18 protein-coding genes are annotated in these 20,121 nt (G+C 63.4%); 6 read left to right on the top strand and 12 right to left on the bottom strand.

Translation table 11 applies throughout. The features are described from left to right. Positions 1-95: 95 nt before the first annotated feature. Positions 96-1,643 carry a Ppx/GppA phosphatase family protein gene (locus ASC86_RS23170; protein ID WP_056326886.1) on the top strand — a complete coding sequence of 516 codons (1,548 nt, stop codon included), beginning with the start codon at positions 96-98 and terminating at the stop codon, positions 1,641-1,643. A gap of 5 nt (positions 1,644-1,648) precedes the next feature. Here the strand turns inward: ASC86_RS23170 and ASC86_RS23165 are convergent, their stop codons facing one another. Beyond that, positions 1,649-2,032 carry a VOC family protein gene (locus ASC86_RS23165; protein ID WP_082510407.1) on the bottom strand — a complete coding sequence of 128 codons (384 nt, stop codon included), beginning with the start codon at positions 2,030-2,032 and terminating at the stop codon, positions 1,649-1,651. A 200-nt stretch (positions 2,033-2,232) separates the two neighbouring features. Between ASC86_RS23165 and ASC86_RS23160 the strand changes: the two genes are divergently transcribed. Together ASC86_RS23160 and ASC86_RS23155 are read left to right on the top strand one after the other, a co-directional pair. Beyond that, positions 2,233-3,228, top strand: coding sequence for a hypothetical protein (locus ASC86_RS23160; RefSeq protein WP_056326885.1), 996 nt, complete (start codon positions 2,233-2,235; stop codon positions 3,226-3,228). Next, positions 3,228-4,844, top strand: a complete 1,617-nt coding sequence (locus ASC86_RS23155) for a right-handed parallel beta-helix repeat-containing protein (protein WP_056326883.1) — start codon at positions 3,228-3,230, stop codon at positions 4,842-4,844. Before ASC86_RS23160 ends, ASC86_RS23155 begins: the two co-directional genes overlap by 1 nt. On the opposite strand, the gene ASC86_RS23150 is transcribed toward ASC86_RS23155, so the two are convergent. Continuing rightward, entirely contained in the window at positions 4,813-5,250 is a 438-nt protein-coding gene (locus ASC86_RS23150; protein ID WP_056326881.1) for an Lrp/AsnC family transcriptional regulator, read from the bottom strand. The two genes, ASC86_RS23155 and ASC86_RS23150, sit on opposite strands and share 32 nt — an antisense overlap. Before the next feature lie 122 nt (positions 5,251-5,372). On the opposite strand from ASC86_RS23150, the gene rocF reads away from it, so the two are divergent. Together rocF and ocd are read left to right on the top strand one after the other, a co-directional pair. Continuing rightward, on the top strand, positions 5,373-6,293 hold the full coding sequence (gene rocF, locus ASC86_RS23145; protein ID WP_056326878.1) for an arginase: 921 nt from the start codon (positions 5,373-5,375) through the stop codon (positions 6,291-6,293). 28 nt (positions 6,294-6,321) lie between these two features. Then, positions 6,322-7,383 (top strand): ornithine cyclodeaminase, encoded by a 1,062-nt coding sequence (gene ocd / locus ASC86_RS23140; RefSeq protein WP_056326876.1) that lies wholly within the window; start codon positions 6,322-6,324, stop codon positions 7,381-7,383. A gap of 77 nt (positions 7,384-7,460) precedes the next feature. Here the strand turns inward: ocd and ASC86_RS23135 are convergent, their stop codons facing one another. The 10 genes from ASC86_RS23135 to ASC86_RS23090 all read right to left on the bottom strand — a co-directional run bounded on the left by ASC86_RS23135 (position 7,461) and on the right by ASC86_RS23090 (position 18,984). Next, the gene (locus tag ASC86_RS23135; RefSeq protein WP_056326874.1) at positions 7,461-8,417 is read right to left on the bottom strand and encodes an XdhC family protein; all 957 of its coding nucleotides are present in this window, start codon (positions 8,415-8,417) and stop codon (positions 7,461-7,463) included. Between the two features lies 1 nt (position 8,418). Beyond that, complete coding sequence (locus tag ASC86_RS23130; protein ID WP_056326872.1) at positions 8,419-9,000, bottom strand: UbiX family flavin prenyltransferase; 582 nt, start codon at positions 8,998-9,000, stop codon at positions 8,419-8,421. Positions 9,001-9,003: 3 nt separating this feature from the next. Further along, positions 9,004-10,377 (bottom strand): UbiD family decarboxylase, encoded by a 1,374-nt coding sequence (locus ASC86_RS23125; RefSeq protein ID WP_056326869.1) that lies wholly within the window; start codon positions 10,375-10,377, stop codon positions 9,004-9,006. Positions 10,378-10,464: 87 nt separating this feature from the next. Then, the gene (locus ASC86_RS23120; protein ID WP_056326867.1) at positions 10,465-11,412 is read right to left on the bottom strand and encodes an amidohydrolase family protein; all 948 of its coding nucleotides are present in this window, start codon (positions 11,410-11,412) and stop codon (positions 10,465-10,467) included. Positions 11,413-11,429: 17 nt separating this feature from the next. Then, positions 11,430-12,353 carry an amidohydrolase family protein gene (locus tag ASC86_RS23115; protein ID WP_056326866.1) on the bottom strand — a complete coding sequence of 308 codons (924 nt, stop codon included), beginning with the start codon at positions 12,351-12,353 and terminating at the stop codon, positions 11,430-11,432. A gap of 399 nt (positions 12,354-12,752) precedes the next feature. After that, entirely contained in the window at positions 12,753-13,877 is a 1,125-nt protein-coding gene (locus ASC86_RS23110; RefSeq protein ID WP_056326864.1) for a GTP-binding protein, read from the bottom strand. Then, entirely contained in the window at positions 13,874-16,180 is a 2,307-nt protein-coding gene (locus tag ASC86_RS23105; protein WP_056326862.1) for a xanthine dehydrogenase family protein molybdopterin-binding subunit, read from the bottom strand. The genes ASC86_RS23110 and ASC86_RS23105 overlap by 4 nt, the downstream gene beginning before the upstream one ends. Then, positions 16,177-16,659, bottom strand: coding sequence for a (2Fe-2S)-binding protein (locus ASC86_RS23100; RefSeq protein ID WP_056326860.1), 483 nt, complete (start codon positions 16,657-16,659; stop codon positions 16,177-16,179). The genes ASC86_RS23105 and ASC86_RS23100 overlap by 4 nt, the downstream gene beginning before the upstream one ends. Next, the gene (locus ASC86_RS23095; RefSeq protein WP_056326858.1) at positions 16,656-17,519 is read right to left on the bottom strand and encodes a xanthine dehydrogenase family protein subunit M; all 864 of its coding nucleotides are present in this window, start codon (positions 17,517-17,519) and stop codon (positions 16,656-16,658) included. Before ASC86_RS23095 ends, ASC86_RS23100 begins: the two co-directional genes overlap by 4 nt. A 73-nt stretch (positions 17,520-17,592) precedes the next feature. Continuing rightward, positions 17,593-18,984, bottom strand: coding sequence for a nucleobase:cation symporter-2 family protein (locus ASC86_RS23090; protein WP_056326856.1), 1,392 nt, complete (start codon positions 18,982-18,984; stop codon positions 17,593-17,595). Between the two features lie 162 nt (positions 18,985-19,146). On the opposite strand from ASC86_RS23090, the gene ASC86_RS23085 reads away from it, so the two are divergent. Further along, positions 19,147-20,043, top strand: a complete 897-nt coding sequence (locus ASC86_RS23085) for a LysR substrate-binding domain-containing protein (RefSeq protein ID WP_056326854.1) — start codon at positions 19,147-19,149, stop codon at positions 20,041-20,043. Positions 20,044-20,121 lie beyond the last annotated feature (78 nt).

Below are 20,121 nucleotides of genomic sequence, written 5' to 3'. Positions count from 1 at the left end.
CCAAGTATTCCGGCGTTCATTTCTTGTCGAGCATAGACAATCGAACCGGCAGACCGCTAGTTTGGATTTGCGAAAAGACCGTGGGGGAGGATGCGATGAGGACCGAAACCGGAACGGAACCCGTTCACCGCCCGCTGGAACTCGACCCCAAGCGGGCCGGCCGCCTCGACCGCAAGCCCTACGGCATTATCGATATCGGCTCCAATTCCGTGCGGCTGGTCGTTTACGACCAGCTCGGCCGGGCGCCGCTGCCGCGCTTCAACGAAAAATCGCTGTGCCGCCTCGGCGACGGCCTCGCGCAGACCGGCCGGATCGCCGAGGACGGCTACCGGCGCACCGTCGAGGCCGTGCGCCGGTTCCGGGCCATTGCCGATGCGATGGGCGTCTCGCGCCTCGATGCCACCGCGACGGAAGCCGTGCGCCGCGCCGAAAACGGCAAGGACCTCGTCGAAGCCATCCGGCAGGAGGCCGGGATCGAGGTGCGCATTCTCTCAGGTGCGGAAGAGGCGCATTTTGCAACGCTCGGCGTGATCTCCGGCTTTTTCCGACCGGTCGGCATCGTCGGCGACATGGGCGGCGGCAGCCTGGAGATCGCCAAGGCCATTGACGACCGGGTGAGCGACGAATGGGTCAGCATGCAGCTCGGCGCGCTGCCCGTCGAAGCCATCATGCAGGGCGAAGGCAATCCCAAGCGGCGCATCGACGCGATCCTGAAGGAAAGCCTGCCGGCGGGGCTGCGCCACCCCACCTTCTTTGCCGTCGGCGGCGGCTGGCGCACCTTTGCCAAGGTGCATATGCTGTCTGCCGGGACTGCCGTGCCCGTCGTTCACGGCTATCGCATCGCGGCCGCCGAGGCCCGCGCCTTCGCCAAATCGATCCTGAAGATGTCACCGGCCAAGCTTGCGGAACTGCCCGGCGTACCGCGCCGGCGGGTTCGCACGCTGCCGGCCGCCGCCATGATGCTCGACCGGGTGCTGAAGCACCTGAAGCCGGATCATGTGGTGTTTTCGGCGCTCGGCCTTCGCGAGGGATGGATCTATTCGCAGCTCGATAACGAGGAACGTTATCTGGACCCACTGATCGAGGGCGCCCAGCTGGTCGGGCTGCCGCTTGCCCGCGTGCCGGATTTCGCCGCCGCCCTCGTTCCATGGACGGCCGGTCTCAACAGCGACGAAACCACGAACGACAAGCGCCTGCGGATCGCGCTCTGCGCCCTCTCCGACATCGGCTGGCGGGATCATGCCGATATCCGGGCGGAAGAAAGCTACCGGCGCATCCTTCAATTTCCCTTCATCGGCCTCGATCATACCGAGCGGGCCTTTCTGGCGGTCGCCCTGCATGCCCGCTATGCCGGCCGGCTCGATGCGCCTTATCTTGCCGGTGCGCTTTCGCTTTTGACGCCGCCGGACCGTCGCCGGGCGGAGGTGCTGGGCCGCACCATTCTGCTGGCCTATCGCCTCTCCGGCGGAACGCCCGCCGTGCTTGCGGGCTCCCGCCTGTCGATCGGCCCGAACCGTCTGCGCCTCGAAGTCAGCCACTCCGCCCGCGTTCCCGACAGCGAGGCCGTCAGCGAACGCCTGTCGCTGCTGGCCTCCACCCTCGGCGTGAAATCCTTCGAGATCACCGTCATGGATGCGCTGTAACAGCGTCAGAGCTTCTGGATGAACTCCAGCTTCTCGGCATTCGGCCCGCTGATGGTGAAATAGCGGACGCCCCGCTCCCAGAACGGCAGTTCGCAGATTTTCCCCTCGATTGCGGGCAAACCGGCGGCCGTGATGACCTGAAAGACCGCCTCGATATCGGTCACGTCGATGGCGATATGATCGATCGAGCCGGAAACACCTGTGGGGGCTCCCTCCCATATCTCGATGACCAGTTGCCGAAGCTCCAGAAACGCCACCCGGCTGGCGCCGTTGCGCGTCTCGTAAATCTTTTCAAAGCCAAGCCCGGTATAAAAACGGATCGAACCGTCCATATCCGTCGTCGGTATGCCGATGTGCTGAAGGCATGTTGCGTATTGCGCAATGTTCAACGTCTTGTCCTTTCGCTGACATCAGGAAGTGTGGTTCCGCTGATCCATCTCCTATAGCCGGTGCGGGCCTGATCTGTCTTCTGCAAACGGGTCGTCCAGCTGGTCGATTGACTGCAAATTAAGGTTGTTCTAACATTCCCCTCATCCACTCGCGGGGGGCGAGCGCTATGACTGTTCTGCGGCCAAGGCGATTGCGGAAGATGGCGACGGTGGGCGCGGTTCTGCTCGGTCCGCCCGCCATCGTGTTTTTCTCGGCCTGGCTTTTCAATCACATCATCGAGACGGATCGCATCGATTTCAACTTCCTGGCCGGTGCAAAGACCTACATCTTCTCCGATACGCCGCCCGATCCGTCCAAGGTCATGCGCTTCATACCTCCTTCCGTCATTCTGGCGCTTTACAGCTTCGGCCTCGCCGCCTGCCTTCTGGGCGTCATGGGCGCAGCTTCGACAGCCTATGCCGGGTTGGTGATTTCGCGGCACAACGACACCACCATGGCCTATCTCATGTTCTTCATCGTGCTGGGTGGCGCGGCCGGTGTTGGCCTTGTCTATTTCTGCAACACCAACCTGCCCGTCAGCATCGCGCGCGAGCTGATCCAGAAGACCCTGTATTTCCTGCCGCAGTGCGAGAAGACCGCAGACCACAGCTGCGCCTACGGCATAGGCAACACCGGAAACAGTCTTCTGCGTATCGTCGCGGTCATAATGGCGATCGCTGCGGCGGCAGGTTTTTCCTACTGGATGGCCGTCGTTTCCATCGCTGCCAGCGGCAGAAAGGCCGTCGTGCGAAAAGATGCTTTGCGCAATGCCACGCTTCTCGCCGCCATTGCCTTCCTGATGACCGTCGTTGCCACCCATCTTCTCTTCCAGCCGGGAGCGGAGATGATCTCCGCGGCCTATGCCCCGGAAACAGTCGATGGCAAACTGCCCGAAGCCGGAAAAGCCGCGCTGGCAAACTATGCCAGTCTGCGCAGCGCCATGACCCTTTATTGGGGCGTGATTTTCTCGCTTGCGCTTGCGACCGCCTATTGTCCGGCGGCGGCCTATCTCGGCCTGTTTCGATCGACAGGCAGCGGGCAGGATATCTGGAAGCTCGCCAAGAGCCTGATCCCCGTTATCGCCCCCGCGCTGGCCAGCGGCTTCATCCAATCCGTCGAAGAGTTTGTGAACGTCATCGGCAAGGGGAGCAACTGATGGCCCAGACCGTTCGCAAGGCAAAGCCTTCGAATATCCACGCACGGCTGACAAAGCTTCGTGCGGGCATGACGCTGGAGTTGAAGCCGGGATCGTATCGCAGGCCCCTCGTCGTCTCGGGAAAATCCGGCACGCAGGCCGAGCCGATCGTCATTCGCGGCGAAAAGGCCAGGCTCGGGCCTGAGACACCCTATGAAGACTACAGGATCGAAGCCAATAGGCTCTCGGCCGTGCAGGAGGCGGGCGGCCGTTATCCCGGTGTCTATTATCTCGCCGACGATGCCATGCTGATCCTGCGCGATTGCCAATGGGTGGTCGTGGAGGACCTTGAATTCGACGGCTGCTGGCCGACGGCAATCTACATCGACAACTGCCAGCACATCACGCTCCGGGGCCTTGATATCCGCGGCGGAACCTTCGCCATCGGCGCGACCGGCACCGACACCCGCCACCTCTTGATCGAGGACTGCACCTGGCTGCAGGACGTCAATGCCGCCGGGGAACGCGACATCGCCAGCATCCGCCGCAAGCGCCGGCTGGAGACCGCAACGCCCCCCGACAACCCGAGCCTGTGGGGAAGCATCGACTGGGAAGAGGTGCACGGCACCTGGGAGGAAAACCAGCACCGCGTCGATATCGACGCCGACCACCGCGGCTTCGACGGCGATTTCTTTCGCGCCTGGACCATCGCCGGATATGTGATCATCCGCAACAATATCATCGCCGACGCCTTCAACGCCGTGCACTTCTTCAACACGGCGGCCGCCTCCATCGTTACCGATTACTGCCGCAACGTGCTGATCGAGGGCAACTGGTTCATCCGTATCCGCGACAATGCCATCGAGCCGGAAGATTTCGCCTGGAACTGGACGATCCGGCACAACAGGTTCGTCGATTGCTACATCCCCTTCTCCTTCGAAATGCAGCGATCCGGCTATTTCTACCTCTACGGCAATCTGGGCTGGAACCCGCATCGGCCCGGTCCGCCGCTCGACGACCATACGAGAGGGCAGTTGTTCAAGTTTCCCACCGTGCACGCCGCCGATGGCCCGCATTACGTGTTCAACAACAGCTGGATGCTGCGCAGCCCGCTTATCAAGAAGCGGCGGTTCTCCCACCTCGTCCATGTCAACAACGCCATCGACTATTATGACGAGGACGGCCACCGCCCCCCTGAAGGGGCCGAACCCTTCGGGCCGGACTGGCAAAGCGGCGATACCGGCGAGACGCCCGAAGAAGGACGGTTCACGCGGCAATGGGAACCGCTTTCCATCCGTTTCGACGCCGATGTCGTCGGCCACCCGCATTTTCCCGATGCGCTGCGGCAGGCGGGATATCCGATCGGGCCATCCGCCCGCGGCATTCGCCCGGATTTTGCCGATACCACCCCAGGCGTGCCGAAAGGCCTCAGGACGACGGTACATCATCCCGCGGAACGCCTCGAAATCGCGCTTCCCGATGGCCAGTCCCTCGTCGCCGTCGACACTGGCGCGGCGGTCGGCGCCTGGCAGGGCAACCGGCTGATATCCGTCGACAGCCCCCCGTTCGTTCAATACTGGCCGGAACCGAATCTGCCGAAGCGATCTAAAGCTTCGCCTTCGTCGAGCGCGGCGTAGAAAGAAGCAGGCTCGTTTCGCTGCCGGTGATGCCCGGCACGAGGCGGATCTTGCGCAGCACCCCGTCGAATTCCGTGAGGCTCGCGGCACTCAGTTCCACCAGCAGGTCCCAGCGGCCGTTCGTCGTGTGGATCTGCGAAACCTCCGGAAAGCCGCCGAGCGTGCGGATGACCCGATCGGTCACATGGCCCTCGATCTCGATCATCATCACCCCGCGAACCGCGTCTTCGAGGGCATCGGCGCGCAGCATCACCGTGTAGCCGATGATGGTGCCGTCCTCTTCCATCCGCTCGATACGCCCCCGCACGGTCGCCCGTGAGGAACCGGTCTCCATTGCCAGGTCGGAAACGCTTCTGCGTCCGTTGCCGCGCAGTAGAGTCACGATCTTCCGGTCGAGGTCGTCCATGCCAATTTGGTCCCTATGCTTTTCATTTTGGCAGTTATGGCATCTCGATATGCCAAAATTCAATATTCAATCTGCCACTCGAGGCTTCTAGAATTCCGAAAAAATCACGTGGGAGTACATAAATGGATTGCACGTTCATCGGCGCACCCCTGCAGATCGGCGCAGGACAGCTTGGATGCGAGATGGGGCCGAGCGCGCTGCGTATCGCCGGCCTTCGCACGGCGCTGGAAGAACTGGGCCACACCGTCAAGGATACCGGCAATCTCAGCCCCCGCCCCTTCGGCGAGATGGCGCATCCCAACAAGGCCGTGCACCATCTGGGCGAAACGGTCGCCTGGGTCGAGGCGCTGTCCGCTGCCGCCTACGAGCACAGCAAGGCCGGCATGCCGATCTTCCTCGGCGGCGATCATGCCATCTCCGCCGGCACCGTTCCGGGCCTTGCCCGCCGCGCCGCCGAACTCGGCCGGCCGCTTTTCGTGCTCTGGCTCGATGCGCACACCGATTTCCATAGCCTCGAGACGACCGCCAGCGGCAACCTGCATGGCACGCCGGTCGCCTACTACACCGGCCAGCCCGGCTTCGAAGGTTATTTCCCGGCGCTCGCCCATGCCGTCCCCGCGGACAATGTCTGCATGATCGGCATTCGCAGCGTCGATCCGGCCGAGCAGGCCGCCATCCGCAAGACCGGCATCACCGTGCACGACATGCGCGTGATCGACGAACACGGCGTCGGCGTCCTCGTCCGCACCTTCATCGAGCGGGTGCGCGCCGCAAACGGCCTGCTGCATGTCAGTTTCGACGTCGATTTCCTGGAGCCGGATATCGCCCCTGCCGTCGGCACCACCGTACCGGGCGGCGCGACCTTCCGCGAGGCGCACCTGATCATGGAAATGCTCCATGACAGCAACCTCGTGACCAGCCTCGACATCGTCGAGCTTAATCCCTTTCTCGATGAGCGCGGCAAGACCGCCAAGCTCCTCGTCGATCTTGTAGCCAGCCTGATGGGCAAGCGGGTGATGGATCGCCCGACGCTTGCGGGCTGAGCACGGCAGTTTTCTAGTTGGAGGAAAAATGAACACCGATCCGAAATTGAACGTGGTTCCGTTCGTCAGCGTCGACCACATGATGAAGCTGGTGCTGAAGGTCGGCATCGACCGGTTCCTGACGGAACTGGCAGCCGTCATCGAGGAAGATTTCCGCCGCTGGCCGGTCTTCGACAAGACCCCGCGCGTTGCAAGCCACTCCCAGGAAGGCGTCATCGAACTGATGCCGACCAGCGACGGCACCCTCTACGGCTTCAAATACGTCAACGGCCATCCGAAGAACACCCGCGACGGCCGCCAGACCGTGACCGCCTTCGGCGTGCTGTCGGATGTCGGCAACGGCTATCCGATGCTCCTGACCGAAATGACGATCCTCACGGCGCTGCGCACCGCGGCAACATCGGCGGTTGCGGCGAAGTATCTCGCCCGCCCGAACGCCCGCACCATGGCCATCATCGGCAACGGCGCGCAGAGCGAATTTCAGGCTCGCGCCTTCAAGTCGCTGCTCGGCGTCGACAAGCTGCGCCTCTATGACATCGATGCGTCCGCCACGCGCAAATGCGCCCGCAATCTCGCCGGCCTCGGCTTCACCATCGAGGAGTGCTCGTCGGTCGAAGAGGCTGTCGAGGGTGCCGACATCATCACCACCGTCACCGCCGACAAGCAGTATGCGACGATCCTCTCCGACAACCATGTCGGCCCCGGCGTGCATATCAATGCGGTGGGCGGCGATTGCCCCGGTAAGACCGAACTCAGCAAGGACATCCTGCTGCGCTCGGACATTTTCGTCGAATATCCGCCGCAGACCCGCATCGAAGGCGAAATCCAGCAGCTCGCCGCCGATCATCCGGTGATCGAACTCTGGCAAGTGATGACCGGCGAGACCGAAGGCCGCCGCGGCGCCGACCAGATCACCCTGTTCGATAGCGTCGGATTTGCCATCGAAGACTTCTCGGCTCTTCGTTATGTGCGGGAGAAGATTTCCGAATTCGGCATGTTCACCGAACTCGACCTGCTCGCCGATCCCGACGAGCCCCGCGACCTCTACGGCATGCTGCTTCGTTGCGAGAAGAAGCTCAACGCCGCCTGACGGCACCAAGAATTTGTCAGGGGAAAATGAAAGCCGTTTTTCCCTGACATGCTCCGAGCCCGCCGGACGCGCAGCGATCACTTCATGCCGGCGCGCGACGAACTTTGCAGATACATCTGCGCGATATCCGCAACGACCGAAAGCGCCAGCGCGTTGGCATCCCGCGCCCGGTCGAAAATGCCGATCGGAGCCTTGATGCGGGCCAGCGCCGCCTGGTCATGGCCGCGCTGCTGAAGGGCTTCGCACCGCCGGGCATGCGTTCGCCGGCTGCCGAGGGCGCCGATATAAAAGGCTCGGGACCCAAGCGCGACGTCAAAGAGCGGCAACTCTCGATCGATATCGTGGAAAAGCAGTGCAACGGCGGTATCGGCGTCGATCTGGTCGGACGATGGTATCTGGCCGCGATCGACAAGGACCACCTCATAGCCGGAAGCAGCGGCGACGCGCTCCACCGCGCCAGCCTCCATCGGCGTGCCGGCAAGCAGCAGGCGCGGTTTCGGACGATAGGCACGCACGAATTCATCGCCCTCCCAGCCGCTGACACCATCGCCGGGTTCGAAGGACAGGACCTGCGCGCCGGGGCGATAGCGCAGCTGCGCAGGGGTCCGGCGTTGCAGGGCCGTCAGCGCGCGGCGCAGCGCCGCGACCTCGCGCAGGACATGGATGCTGAGCGTGATGCCGCCGCCGCAGGGCAGGACGATGTCGAAGAAGGGCGAGCCCTCCCCCAGCCGCAGGTTACGGTCCATGCCCTTCTGCAGGGCAATCACCGCTTCGGCGGCGACGGCGGCCTCGGTGCAACCGCCGGAAACGAAGCCGCAATAAAGGCCGTCTTCGCGCACCGCCATCTGCGCGCCGATGGCGCGAGCCGCACCGCCGCGGATTTCGACGAGGGTGACGAGGGCCGTGGCATGGCCCTTTTCCATCGCACCGGCCGCGAAAGCGAGGATGTCGGCCGCATCGTCGGAGAGGAAGGCGGCGCGGGGTGCGGGCATATCCGGGATCTCGGCGATAGGGGCGGCGATGCGGGCGGCCATGTCATTCCCCTCCTTGTGTTCCCTGCCAGCGGTGCACGATGCCGGCATCGAGGTCGAACAGATCGAGCACCCGGCCGACCGTGTGGTCGACCATCTCTTCAAGGCTTTTCGGCTTGGCGTAGAAGGCCGGCACCGGCGGATAGATGATGCCGCCCATTTCCGTCACATGCGCCATGTTGCGGATATGGCCGAGATGCAACGGTGTCTCGCGCAGCATCAATACCAGCCGACGCCGCTCCTTCAGCACCACGTCGGCAGCGCGGGACAGCAGATTGTCGGTCGTGCCCGTCGCGATCTCCGCCATGGTCTTCACAGAGCAGGGCGCGACGATCATGCCGAGCGTCCTGTACGAACCGGAGGAACAGACGGCGCCGATATCCTTGTTGGAATGGGTCGTCGTCGCCAGCGCCTCCAGATCCTGCTTGGTAAAATCCGCCTCGGCCGCGAGCGTGATGCAGGCGGCACGCGACATGATCAGGTGCGTCTCGATATCGAGGTCGCGCAGCACTTCGAGGATGCGCTTGCCGTAGATGACCCCGGAAGCCCCCGAAATGCCGACGATCATGCGTCTTGGCCGCGTCATCGCCTACCTCACGCTTTTGAGAAGTTCGACGGCGCGGGCCGTGGCTTCATCGCTGATGCGGGCGCGCACGCCGTGGAAATTCGGTCCGCGCGTCGCGTCCAGTCCCATGCGCGAGGTGGTGCCGATGCCGCTGGCCGAAGGGTCGAGCGCATTGCCCGGCAGCCCCTCGATGATGACGACATCCTTGTGCGGCTGGAAATGGGTGGCGAGCGCCCAGAGCACTTCACTGTCCTTGGTGATGTCCACATCCGCATCCACCACCACCACATTCTTCAGGTACTGGTCCCAGCCGAGCAGGCCGAGCATCACCTGTCGCGCCTCGCCTTCGCGGGTCTGGTTCATGGCGATATAGGCGTGGAAATGGGTGCCGGACGACGGGTAGTGAACGGCCGTGATCGACGGGAAGCGGGCTTTCAGCTTCTCCACCACCTCGGCTTCGCGCGGCACGCGGCCGAGGTTGAGGTGTTCGGCCGAGTTGCCACCGGCGACGGAAACCAACATGGCATCGCGCCGGCGCAGGATAGTTTCGACGGTGAAGAGGTTATTGGTCGAGCGGTCGGAGGAATAGCCGGTGAACTCGCCGAACGGTCCCTCCTCCACATGGGCGGCGGGATCGATCACGCCTTCCAGCACGATCTCGGCATGGGCCGGAACCCGGATGCCGTATTTCGGCGTGCGAACGACCTGCAGCGGTTCGCCCATCAGTCCGCCGGCCACGTCGCGCTCGTCCTCGCCGAAGGCAAGGCGGGCGGAAGCGGCGATCATGAACAGCGGATGGCCGCCGATCACCATGGCGACGGGCATCGGCTTGCCCTTCTCCTTGGCCATGTTCATCAGCCGCCAGAGATGGCCGCGCGAATGCAGCGATGTCGCCAGCGAATTCTTCGAATGGATCATCGCCCGGTGATAGCTGAGATTGCCGGCCCCGGTTTCCGGGTGCTCGCCGATGATGATGCCTGACGTGATGTATTTGGCGCGGTCGGTGTCGAAGTGCTTCAGCATCGGCAGCGCGTGGAGATCGACGTCGTCGCCGGAAATGATTTCTTCCATGACCGGGCCGGTTTCCAGAAGCTCCGGCGTGAACGGCTTGTTGGAGCGCGCCTGATAGGCCTCATGCAGCCTGTCCGCGGTCGAACCCAGAAGCCGGGCGATGCGGTCGCGCGAGGCGAAGATGTTGCAGACGACTTCAGCGCCGATGCCATCGACGTTTTTCAAGTGCAGCATCGGGTGCTGACCCTTGTCCGCAAGGGTCCAGATCAGCGCGGTGGCGTCCTGATCGTCCGAGACCGGCCGGTCGATGGTGATGACGTCCTCGGGGTGCTCGGCCTGGTAATCGGCCAGGAAGCGGCGGACGTCTTGTTTGTGGTACTGGCTCATGTCTCGGCCTCGGTGTTCGGGGTTGGCGGAGCGTGATGCCCGCCCGATATGCAAAGCCCGCCGCCTTTCGACGGCGGGCGTTATTCATCAAGCCGGCTGCAGCAGGTGCTTGCCGGTGGCGCGATCGACGCCGGCGTAGCTGTCCGTCAGGCGTGCCTGGGCATCCTGCAGATTGCGCGGCGGCGGCGACGGGTCGATGCCGACGAGCTTGGCGATGTTGTTGCCGAGATAGCCTTCGAGATCTTCCTCGGAGAGGTTGATGCCGTGCGGCGGGTCCTTGCAGAGCACTTCCAGCTCGCGCAGCCACATGCCCGGATCGTTCGGCGGGCTGTCCGTACCGAAGACGATCTTGTTCTTCGGCAGCTGCTGGGCGAACTCGACGATGCGCGACTGGAAGCACCAGCCGGATTCGCAGTAGACGTTCGGCGTATCCATCGCCATCCAGAAGGACTCGAACGAGTAGTTGCCGCCCGTCTGGATGCCGAAGTGACCGATGATGAAATTGACCATCGGGAATTCGCGGATGATCGGGTAGAACATCGTCGGGATCGTGTACGGGCCGTCGCCGGTGTGGATGAGGACGACGACGCCGAGTTCGGCGCACTTCTTCATCGCCGGACGCAGCCATTCGAGCGCGCGGTCGGGACGGTAGCCGTGCATGTTGGCATGCAGCTTCAGCATCTTGAAGCCGTATTCCTTGACGTGGAATTCCAGCTCCGCCGCGCCGTTTTCAGGCCCCCAGCGCGGGTTGTAGTTGAAGTTGCCGATGAAGCGGTCCGGATACTTCTCGCACAGCTCGGCGATATAGGCCATGTAGTCGCGGATGCCTTCGCGGCCCTTGCGGTTGCCGTCACGATAGCCGGTGTTGCCCGGCGGCGGCTGGATGAAGCCCATGTCGATGCGGCGCGGCTTGCCGTTGATCATGTAGGGGCCGTCCATCAGCTTGAGCATGCGCTCGCCGGTAAACGGGGTGCCCGTATGACGCCAAGCCTCGTCGACGAGGTTGGTCGGGTGAAGATGGGTATCGATGATCATTGTTCACTCCGTTCTGTTTACGCGGCGAGCGAGACGCCGTGCTGGCGCAGATACGCCTCGGCCTCTTCGACGGTTGCCGGCGGCTTGGTCGGCTCGAGGCCGATCATGCGGGCGAGGTTGTTGCCCAGGTAGTCTTCCAGATCGTCCTCGGAGAGGTTCAGGCCCTGCGGCGGCTCGTGGCAGAGGACTTCCAGAAGGTTGATCCACATGCCCGGCTCGTTCGGCGGGGTATCGGAGCCGAAGAGGATCTTGTGCTTGGGCAGGACCTTGGCGAATTCGACGATGCGCGACTGCAGGCACCAGCCGGATTCGACGTAGACGCTCGGCGTGTCGAGAGCCATCTGCATCGGCTCGAACACATAGACGCCGCCGGTCTGGACGCCGAAATGCGCGAGGATGAAGTTCACTTCGGGGAACTCGCGGATGATCGGGTAGAACTCGGTCGGGATCGAGTACGGACCGTCGCCGGTATGCACCTTCACCATCAGGCCGAGCTCGGCGCACTTCCTCATGGCCGGGCGCAGCCAGTCGAGCGCGCGGTCCGGGCGGTAGGCGTGCATGTTCGCCTGCAGCTGGACCATCTTGAAATCGAATTCCTTGGCGTAGCGTTCGATTTCATCGACGCCGTTCTGCACGCCGTAGCGCGGATTGTAGACGAAGCAGCCGAGGAAGCGGTCGGGATGCTCAGTCACCATCTTTTCCGTGTAGCCCATGTACTGGCGGATGGCGGCCTTGCCTTCCAGGTCCATGATCTCATGGGTGTAGATGGTGTTGCCCTGCGGCGGCTGGATGAAGGCCTTGTCGACGCGGCGCGGCTTGCCGTTCACGTAATACGGCCCGTCCATCATCTTCAAAAGCTTGTCGCCGGTGAAAGGCGGCCCGTCGTGGCGCCAAGCCAGGTCCACCAGATCGGTGGGGTAGCAGCTTAGGTCAATTATCATTGGTTTCTCCTGTCGTAGAGGGTCCGGTCGATGCGGGGCCGCGTGATCGACGCCGTGCCGGCCAAAGCCGGGCGCCGAACCGCAATTTCAGGAAATGCCGATGACGGGGGAACAGACCGGGGCACAACCCTGCAGCGCAGGGGCAACCGGTCTTTCCTTTCGTAGTCAGCATCGACATTGCGGCCTCATCTTCCAACAGACGGTGAGCAATTGTCGGTGCTTCTACTCTTCATCAGAAAACCACAGGCCATGATTTCTGTCAACATATTTTCTGATTTAACTATTTGTTTTTAAACTATTTTTCTTTCGCACAAGCAGCAACAACCGCCCGCGCCGGAGGGTGCGCGGGCGGTTTTGACAGAGGGACTTGAGCAAGCTTTCGCGCGGCGGGAGAAGCCGCTAGATCGCCAGGCATGCGCGCAAGTTTCTGTCGATGCCGTCACGGTCGAGATTGCGGCCGATGAAGACGAATTTCGACTTCCTGTTGTCCTCGCCCCAGGCGTGATCGGCGCGGAAATCGACGAGCTTGTGCACCGCCTGGAGCACGAAGAAGCGCTCGTCGTTCGCCACAGAGACGATGCCCTTGGTGCGGAAGATGTCGTCACCGTGTTCGCCGAGGTAACCCTTCAGGAAACCCGCCAGTTTTTCGCCGTCGAAGGCCTGCGGATAGACGAAGGAGTGGGATTTCACCGTCGCATCGTGGCTGTGCGGGCGCAGCGCCGATTTTTGTGCATGGCCGTGGTCGTGATGATGATCATGGCCATGGTGGTCCGGATGGCTGCAGGCCGCATCGTGGCAATCGTGGTGATGATGGGCGTCGTGATCGTCATCCATGTCGATGTCGAGAATTTCCGCCCGCTCGCGCACGTAGGACGGCCTGAAACCGTTGACGCCGAGAATGTTGGACAGGTCCACCTTGCCATAGCTGGAGCGCAGGATCGGCGCCGTCTGGTTGAGCTTGCGCAGCGAGCCTTCCAGCGAATCCAGCGCATGCTCTTCGGCCAGATCGATCTTGTTGACGAGGATGCGGTCGGCCGCAACGATCTGGTTGACCGCTTGGTTGTCGCTGCCGTCGAGCACCGGGTCGTAGAGATGCTGGTCGATGTGCATGGCGTCGACCAGGGTGACGACGGCATCCAGCTCCACCTCATCGGCGACGCTGCGGTCGACGAAGAAGGCGGTGGCGACGGGCGTCGGATCGGCAAGACCGGAGGTCTCGACGATGATGTGATCGAACTTGTCCTTGTGGCTCAAGAGCTTCTTCATCACGTCGATCAGGTCGTTGCGCACATCGACGAAGCAGCAGATGCAGCCGTTCTGCATCTGGAAGATCTCTTCGTCGGAGGCGAGCACGAGGTCGCTGTCGACATCGACTTCGCCGTATTCGTTCTCGATGACGGCGATGCGGTGGCCGTGACGCTCGGTCAGGATGTAGTTGAGCAGCGTCGTCTTGCCCGAGCCGAGGAACCCGGTGAGGATGGTGATCGGGAGTTTCTTGGTAGCTGGTTCGATGTGCATGTTCATGCGCCCTTCTCCCTCAAGGCTTTCAGAATATCTTCCGGGGTGATCGGATAGTGGTGGAAGCGGACGCCGATGGCGTCGTGGATGGCGTTGGCGATCGAGGGGCCGATGGCGATGATCGGATCTTCGCCGACGCCCTTGGCACCCCAGGGGCCGCCCGGATCGGGCGCGGCCTCAAGGATGATCGTCTCGATGTCAGGCATGTCCATGGAAAGCGGCATCTTGTAGTCGACGAGGCCGGCATTGAGCGAGCGGCCGGTCTTCTTGTCGATGACGTAATCCTCGGTCAGCGTGTGGCCGATGCCCTGCTGGATGCCGCCTTCGATCTGGCCCTGGGCGGCGATCGGGTGGATGACCCGGCCGACATCGTGTACCGGCACGACGCGCTTGACTTCGACGAGACCGGTTTCCGTATCGACGTCCACTTCGGTAAAGTGCACGGCGAAGGAATAGGACTTGGTCGGCTGATAGGTGCCGTTGCCGACGATATTGGCGGCGGGAATGCCGCGCGACGGCCCCATCGCCTCGGCGACGGTCATGAAGCGGCCCGGCTCGGCGATGACGAAGATCCTGCCTTCGGAAAGGTCGATCTCCTCGACGGCGACCTGCAGCTTCATCGCGGCACGCTCGAGAACCGCCGTGCGCACCTTGCCGGCGGCCATCTTGGCGGCCGTGCCGACCAGATAGGTCGTGTGGCTGGCAAAGGCGCCGATATCCCACGGCACCACGTCCGTATCGCCGTGAATGACGCCGACATCCTCGAAACGCACGCCGAGTTCTTCCGCCACGATCTGGGCGAGCGCGGTATGTGCGCCGGTGCCCAGCCCGGCAGCGCCGGTGAGCAGCGTCACCGTGCCGTCCTCGTTCATCTTCACCGTGGCGTTGCCCTGCTCCTTGATGCCGGGATAGGCGGAAGAGCCGTGCATTTCGCAGCCGATGCCCCAGCCCTTGCGCATATGCGGGCGCTTGGGATCTGGCGTGCGGTCGCGGTTGCGCAGCGATTTCCAGTCAAGCACGTCGAGGCCGTGCTGCAGGCAGATTTCGAGACCATGACCGAGGATCGGGTGGCCGGAGGGGGCGATATCGCCGGCACGAACCACATTTTTCAACTTCAGTTCGGCCGGGTCCATGCCGAGCCGTTCGGCCGCCTCGTCCATCTGGATGTCGAGAGCGTAATAGCTCTGGACCACACCGTAGCCGCGGAACGCGCCGTTGATCGGGGTGTTGGTGTAGACGCAGCGCCCTTCCAGCCGCACGTTCTCGCAGCGGTAGAGCGAGGTGGCGGCGCTGGTGCCGACGATGGTCACGCCCGGACCATGCGAACCGTATGCGCCGGAATCGTAGACAAGCTTCATGTCGCGGGCGACGAGCGTACCGTCGTTCTTGAAGCCCTGCTTCAGCCAGATACGGCAGGGATGGCGGGCGCGGCCGGCGATGAAGGTCTCGTGGCGGGTGAATTCCATCTTCACCGGCCGGCGGGTTTCCTTCGCCAGGAGAGCACAGAGGAATTCGTGCTGGAAGCAATCCTGCTTGGCGCCGAAGCCGCCGCCCATGTGATCGACCAGCACGCGCACCTTGGTCAGCGGCAGGCCGAGCACTTCGGCGAGGATGCCGCGCACCATGAACGAGGTCTGGGTCGAGGTCCAGAAGGTGAGCTTGTTGGTGCCGTCCCAATCGGCGATGCAGACATTCGGCTCCATATACGCCGGATGCGGACGCCCGCCGGAGAAGGTGCCTTCAAGCACGAAATCCGCCTCGGCAAAGCCCGCTTCGATATCGCCTCTGTTAACGCGCACCGGATCGAGCACCAGGTTGCCGCCGGGGCCAACGTCGTGGATCAGCGGAGCGTCGGGCAGCACGGCATCTTCCGGTTCGAAGACGGCCGGCAAAGCTTCGTATTCGACCTCGATCAGGTCCAGCGCCTCGTCGGCGATCTCTTCCGAGATGGCGGCGACGGCGGCGACGCCCTCGCCCCAGAAGCGCACCTTGTCGTCGAGAATATACTGGTCCTTGGTGCAGGAGGCGGAACGCGGATGCGGCGAACCGTAATGCAGCACGCGCGGCACGTTTTCATGCGTCAGCACCGCCTTGACGCCGGGATAGGCGAGCGCCTTGCTGACATCGATGCTCTTGATGCGGGCGTGCGCGATGGCGGCGCGCTTGATCTTGCCATGCAGCATGCCGGGCAGCTTGATGTCGCCGGTGTACTGGGCCTCGCCCGTCACCTTCTCGACCACGTCCTCGCGCTTGACGCTCTTGCCGACGATCTTGAAGTCGCGCTGTTCGATAGGGGTCGTCACATTCATGATCTTGCAGCCTCCATTTCGCGCGCAGCGGATTTGATCGCGTCGAAAATCTTGGTGTAGCCGGTGCAGCGGCAGATATTGCCGCTGAGGCCGAAGCGGATGTCCTCGTCGGTCGGGTTCGGATTGTCGTCGAGCAGCTTCTTGGCCATCATCAGGATGCCCGGCGTGCAGAAGCCGCACTGCGAGGCGCCATGGCGCATGAAGGCATCCTGCAGCGGATGCAGCACATCGACGCCCGGCTGCAGGCCTTCGATGGTCTCGACCGTACGGCCCTCGGCCTCGACGGCGAGCATCAGGCAGGCATTGACCGGCTGGCCGTCGACGATGACGGTGCAGGCGCCGCAGTCGCCGACGTCGCAGCCCTTCTTGGTGCCCGTCAGACCGACATCGTCGCGCAGCGCATCGAGCAGCGAACAGCAGGCATCGACCGTCATCTCGCTCGGTTCGCCGTTTACAGTGAATTCCACGATCCGTTTCATGCGAAAGTCTCCAATGCCTGTCTGATGGCGCGGCCGGTCAGCACGCCGACCATGTCACGGCGGTAATCGGCGCTGGCGCGCACGTTGCTGATCGGCGTGCATTCTTCCATCGCCTTGTCGGCGGCGTTTTTCACGGTTGCCGCGTCGAGCGTCGTGCCGCGCAGCATGGCTTCCGCCTGCGGCGCCCGGAGCACGGTGGCGCCGACCGCGCCGAGCGCGATGCGGATGTCGCTGCATACGCCGTCATCCATGGAGAGGCTGACGGCGACGCCGACGGTGGAAAGCTCCATCGCCTTGCGGCGGCCGTGCTTGAGATAGGCCTTGCCGGTGTTGTCGCCGGCCGGCGGCACGGTGATGCCGGTGACGATCTCGCCCTTGGCGAGCACGGTGCGGCCGGGGCCGGTGAAGAACTCGGAAAGCGGCACGACGCGCATGTTCGTGGGGCTGTAGATATGGATGAAGGCACCGTCGGCGATCAGCGGCGGGATGGTGTCGGCCGAGGGCGAGGCGCGACAGACGTTGCCGACGACCGTCGCGCGGTTGCGCACCTGGATCGAGCCGAGCGAGGCCAGCGCCTCGCGCAGGTTCGGATAACGCTGGCGCACCAGCGCAAGGCGCTCCAGCCGTCCGACCGTCACCAGCGCGCCAAACGTCAGGCCGCGGGTTTCGTCATATGTGATGTCCGACAGGCCGGGAATACCCTTGATGTCGATGACGTTGCGCACCCGGCGCAGCCGCTCGCGGATCTCGACCAGAAGGTCCGTGCCGCCGTTGAAGAGAAAGGTGTCGTCGCCGAGTTCGGTGAGGAGACGGGAGGCATGCTCCAGCGTTTCCGCCCGATGATAGTCAAAGCGCCTCATGGGTTTCCTCCAGGGTTCAGGGTTCCGGCGGCGCAAAGGCCGCCGGGCTGATCGTGTTTGTCGTTGTTGTTGTTCAGGCTGGATCGGCAGCGGTGACGCCGTCCTGCAGCTCGATTTCCTCAGGCTCCTTGGCGGGCACGCCGTTGAAGAGGATATTGAGGAGTGCTGCCGCGAAGGTGCCAACGAGCACGCCGCTGTGCAGGAACTTCCCGACCGCTGCCGGCAGCTGGTCGAAGATGTTGTCGGCGACGACCGGCACCATGGCGAGGCCGACGCTGACGGCGACGATGTAGAGGTTGCGCCGGTTGCCGACGAAATCCACCTTCGACATGATCTTCACGCCGGTCGCCGAGACCATGCCGAACATCACGATGGCGGCGCCACCGACGACGTAGCTCGGGATCGATGCGCTGACGAAGGCGACCTTCGGCAGGACGCCGAGCAGGATCAGGATGCCGCCACCGGCCGCGACCACGTATCGGCTGAGCACGCCGGTAATCTGCAACAGGCCGACATTCTGGGCATAGGTGGTGTAGGTGAAGGTGTTGAGCAGACCGCCAATGATATTGCCGACGCCATCGGTGCGCAGGCCGCGGGCGAGATCGCGCTCGGTGATCTTGCGGCCGGCCATGTCGCCGACTGCCAGGAACTGCCCGGTCGATTCGATCATCATGACCGTCATGACCGCACAGAGCGACAGGATCGACCAGAACTCGAACACCGGCCAGCCGAAGGCGAGCGGATGGATGACCTGGAACCAGCCGGCATCCCCCACACCGTGGAAATCCACCTTGCCGAAGGCGATGGCGATGGCAAAGCCGATGCCGATGCCCATGAGCACGGCGAGATTGGACAGGAAGCCCTTGAGAACGCGGGTGAGCAGCAGCACCGACAGCAAAACGATGGCCGCGACGGCGAGCGCGAAGGGCGCACCATAGGCCGGGTTCGGGATCATGCCTTCCGGCCCCCGGATCATCGGCTGGCCGCCCGCCGCCCAGTTGACGCCGACGCGCATCAGCGACAGGCCGATGATCAGCATCACCGTGCCGGTGACGATCGGCGGGAAGAAGCGAACCCAGCGCCCGAAGAACGGCGCCACGAGAATGGTGAAGACGCCGGAGCCGATGACGGCCCCGATGATGCCGGGCATGCCGAGGTCGGGATTGGTGCCGGTGGCGATGATCGAGGGCACGGCGGTAAAGGAGACGCCCATCATGATGGGCAGGCGAATGCCGATTTTCCAGAAGCCGAGCGCCTGGATGATGGTGACGATGCCGCAGGCGAAAAGGTCGGCGCTGACGAGCAGGGCAACCTGGTCTTTCGGCAGGTGCAGGGCATTGCCGACGATGAGCGGCACGGCGACCGCACCGGCATACATGACAAGAACGTGTTGCAGGCCCAGAGCCACAAGGCTCGGGATCGGGTACTTCTTCTCGACGGGGTCCGTCGTATCATGATGGGACATTCGCTTTCCTCCCAGCGAACAAGTTCCGGCGCGGTGTGGGCATCTTGGCCTCATGGTTCGGCACCGCACGCCGTACAAGGGGGATCATGCTTCTGGTCAAATCAGCAAACAATCGGCATAATCATATTTGTTTATCTAATTATTGAATGAATTGGGGACGACGTGGATATCACCCTGAAACAGCTTCGCGCCTTCGTCACCGTGGCCAATCTGGGGCAATTCACGCTCGCGGCCGACAAGCTCGGCTCCTCGCAATCGGCCGTCAGTACCCTGGTCCGGCAGCTGGAACAGAACCTCAACCTGCGCCTCTTCGACCGCCATACGCGGCTCCTGCGCCTGACGCAGGCCGGCATGGATATCCTGCCGATCGCCGCCCGCACCGTCGCCGACATCGAGGGCATGGTGGAAAGCTCACGCGAGTTGAATGCGCTGCGTCGCGGCAAGGTCACCATGGCGGCCGGTACGGTGCAGGCCGCGCTGCTTTTGCCGCCGCTGGTGCACGGCTTTACCCGGCTTTACCCGGAAATCACCGTCGAGCTGCACGACGTCGCGGAAAAGTCCGTGCTGGAGCAGGTCTTGAACGGCTCCGTCGATCTCGGTCTCGGCACCGTGCCCGAGGATGACGCCGAACTCATCGGCACGCGGCTGATCACCGACGAGTTCCTGGTGGTGCTGCATGGGGACGATCCGCTGGTCAAGCGGCCGGAACTGCGCTGGACCGACCTTGTCGACTGCAAGCTCATCGGCCCGCAGCGCGGCAACCCGATCCGCGACCGGCTGGAAAACGAGCTGGTGCGAAACGGCATCGACCTGCCGCTCGACAAGGCCATGCAGGAGGTGGCCCTGCCGCTGACCATCCTCGGCATGGTCGAGGGCGGCCTCGGCGTCGCCATCATGACCTCGGCCGTCACGCGGCTTGCGACCTTGATGGGCCTTGTCGTGCGCACGCCCACCGAACCGCACATCACCCGCGAGGTCAGCCTGATCCAGAAGCGGGCACGCTCGCTGTCGCCCGCCGCGCGCCGGTTCCGCGATTTCCTGCTGAAATCGGTGCATTGACCCCGCAAAAATTCGGGCGTTATCTGTGCGCGCTGCTGGACCGCGCGGATGTCGCGGGCAGGCAGGGCGCAGCCCCTT

This window comes from Rhizobium sp. Root1212 (assembly GCF_001424985.1).
Taxonomy (GTDB): Bacteria; Pseudomonadota; Alphaproteobacteria; order Rhizobiales; family Rhizobiaceae; genus Pararhizobium.
The sequence above is the reverse complement of the archived record's forward strand: the minus strand, read 5'-3'. Positions and strand labels throughout refer to the sequence as shown.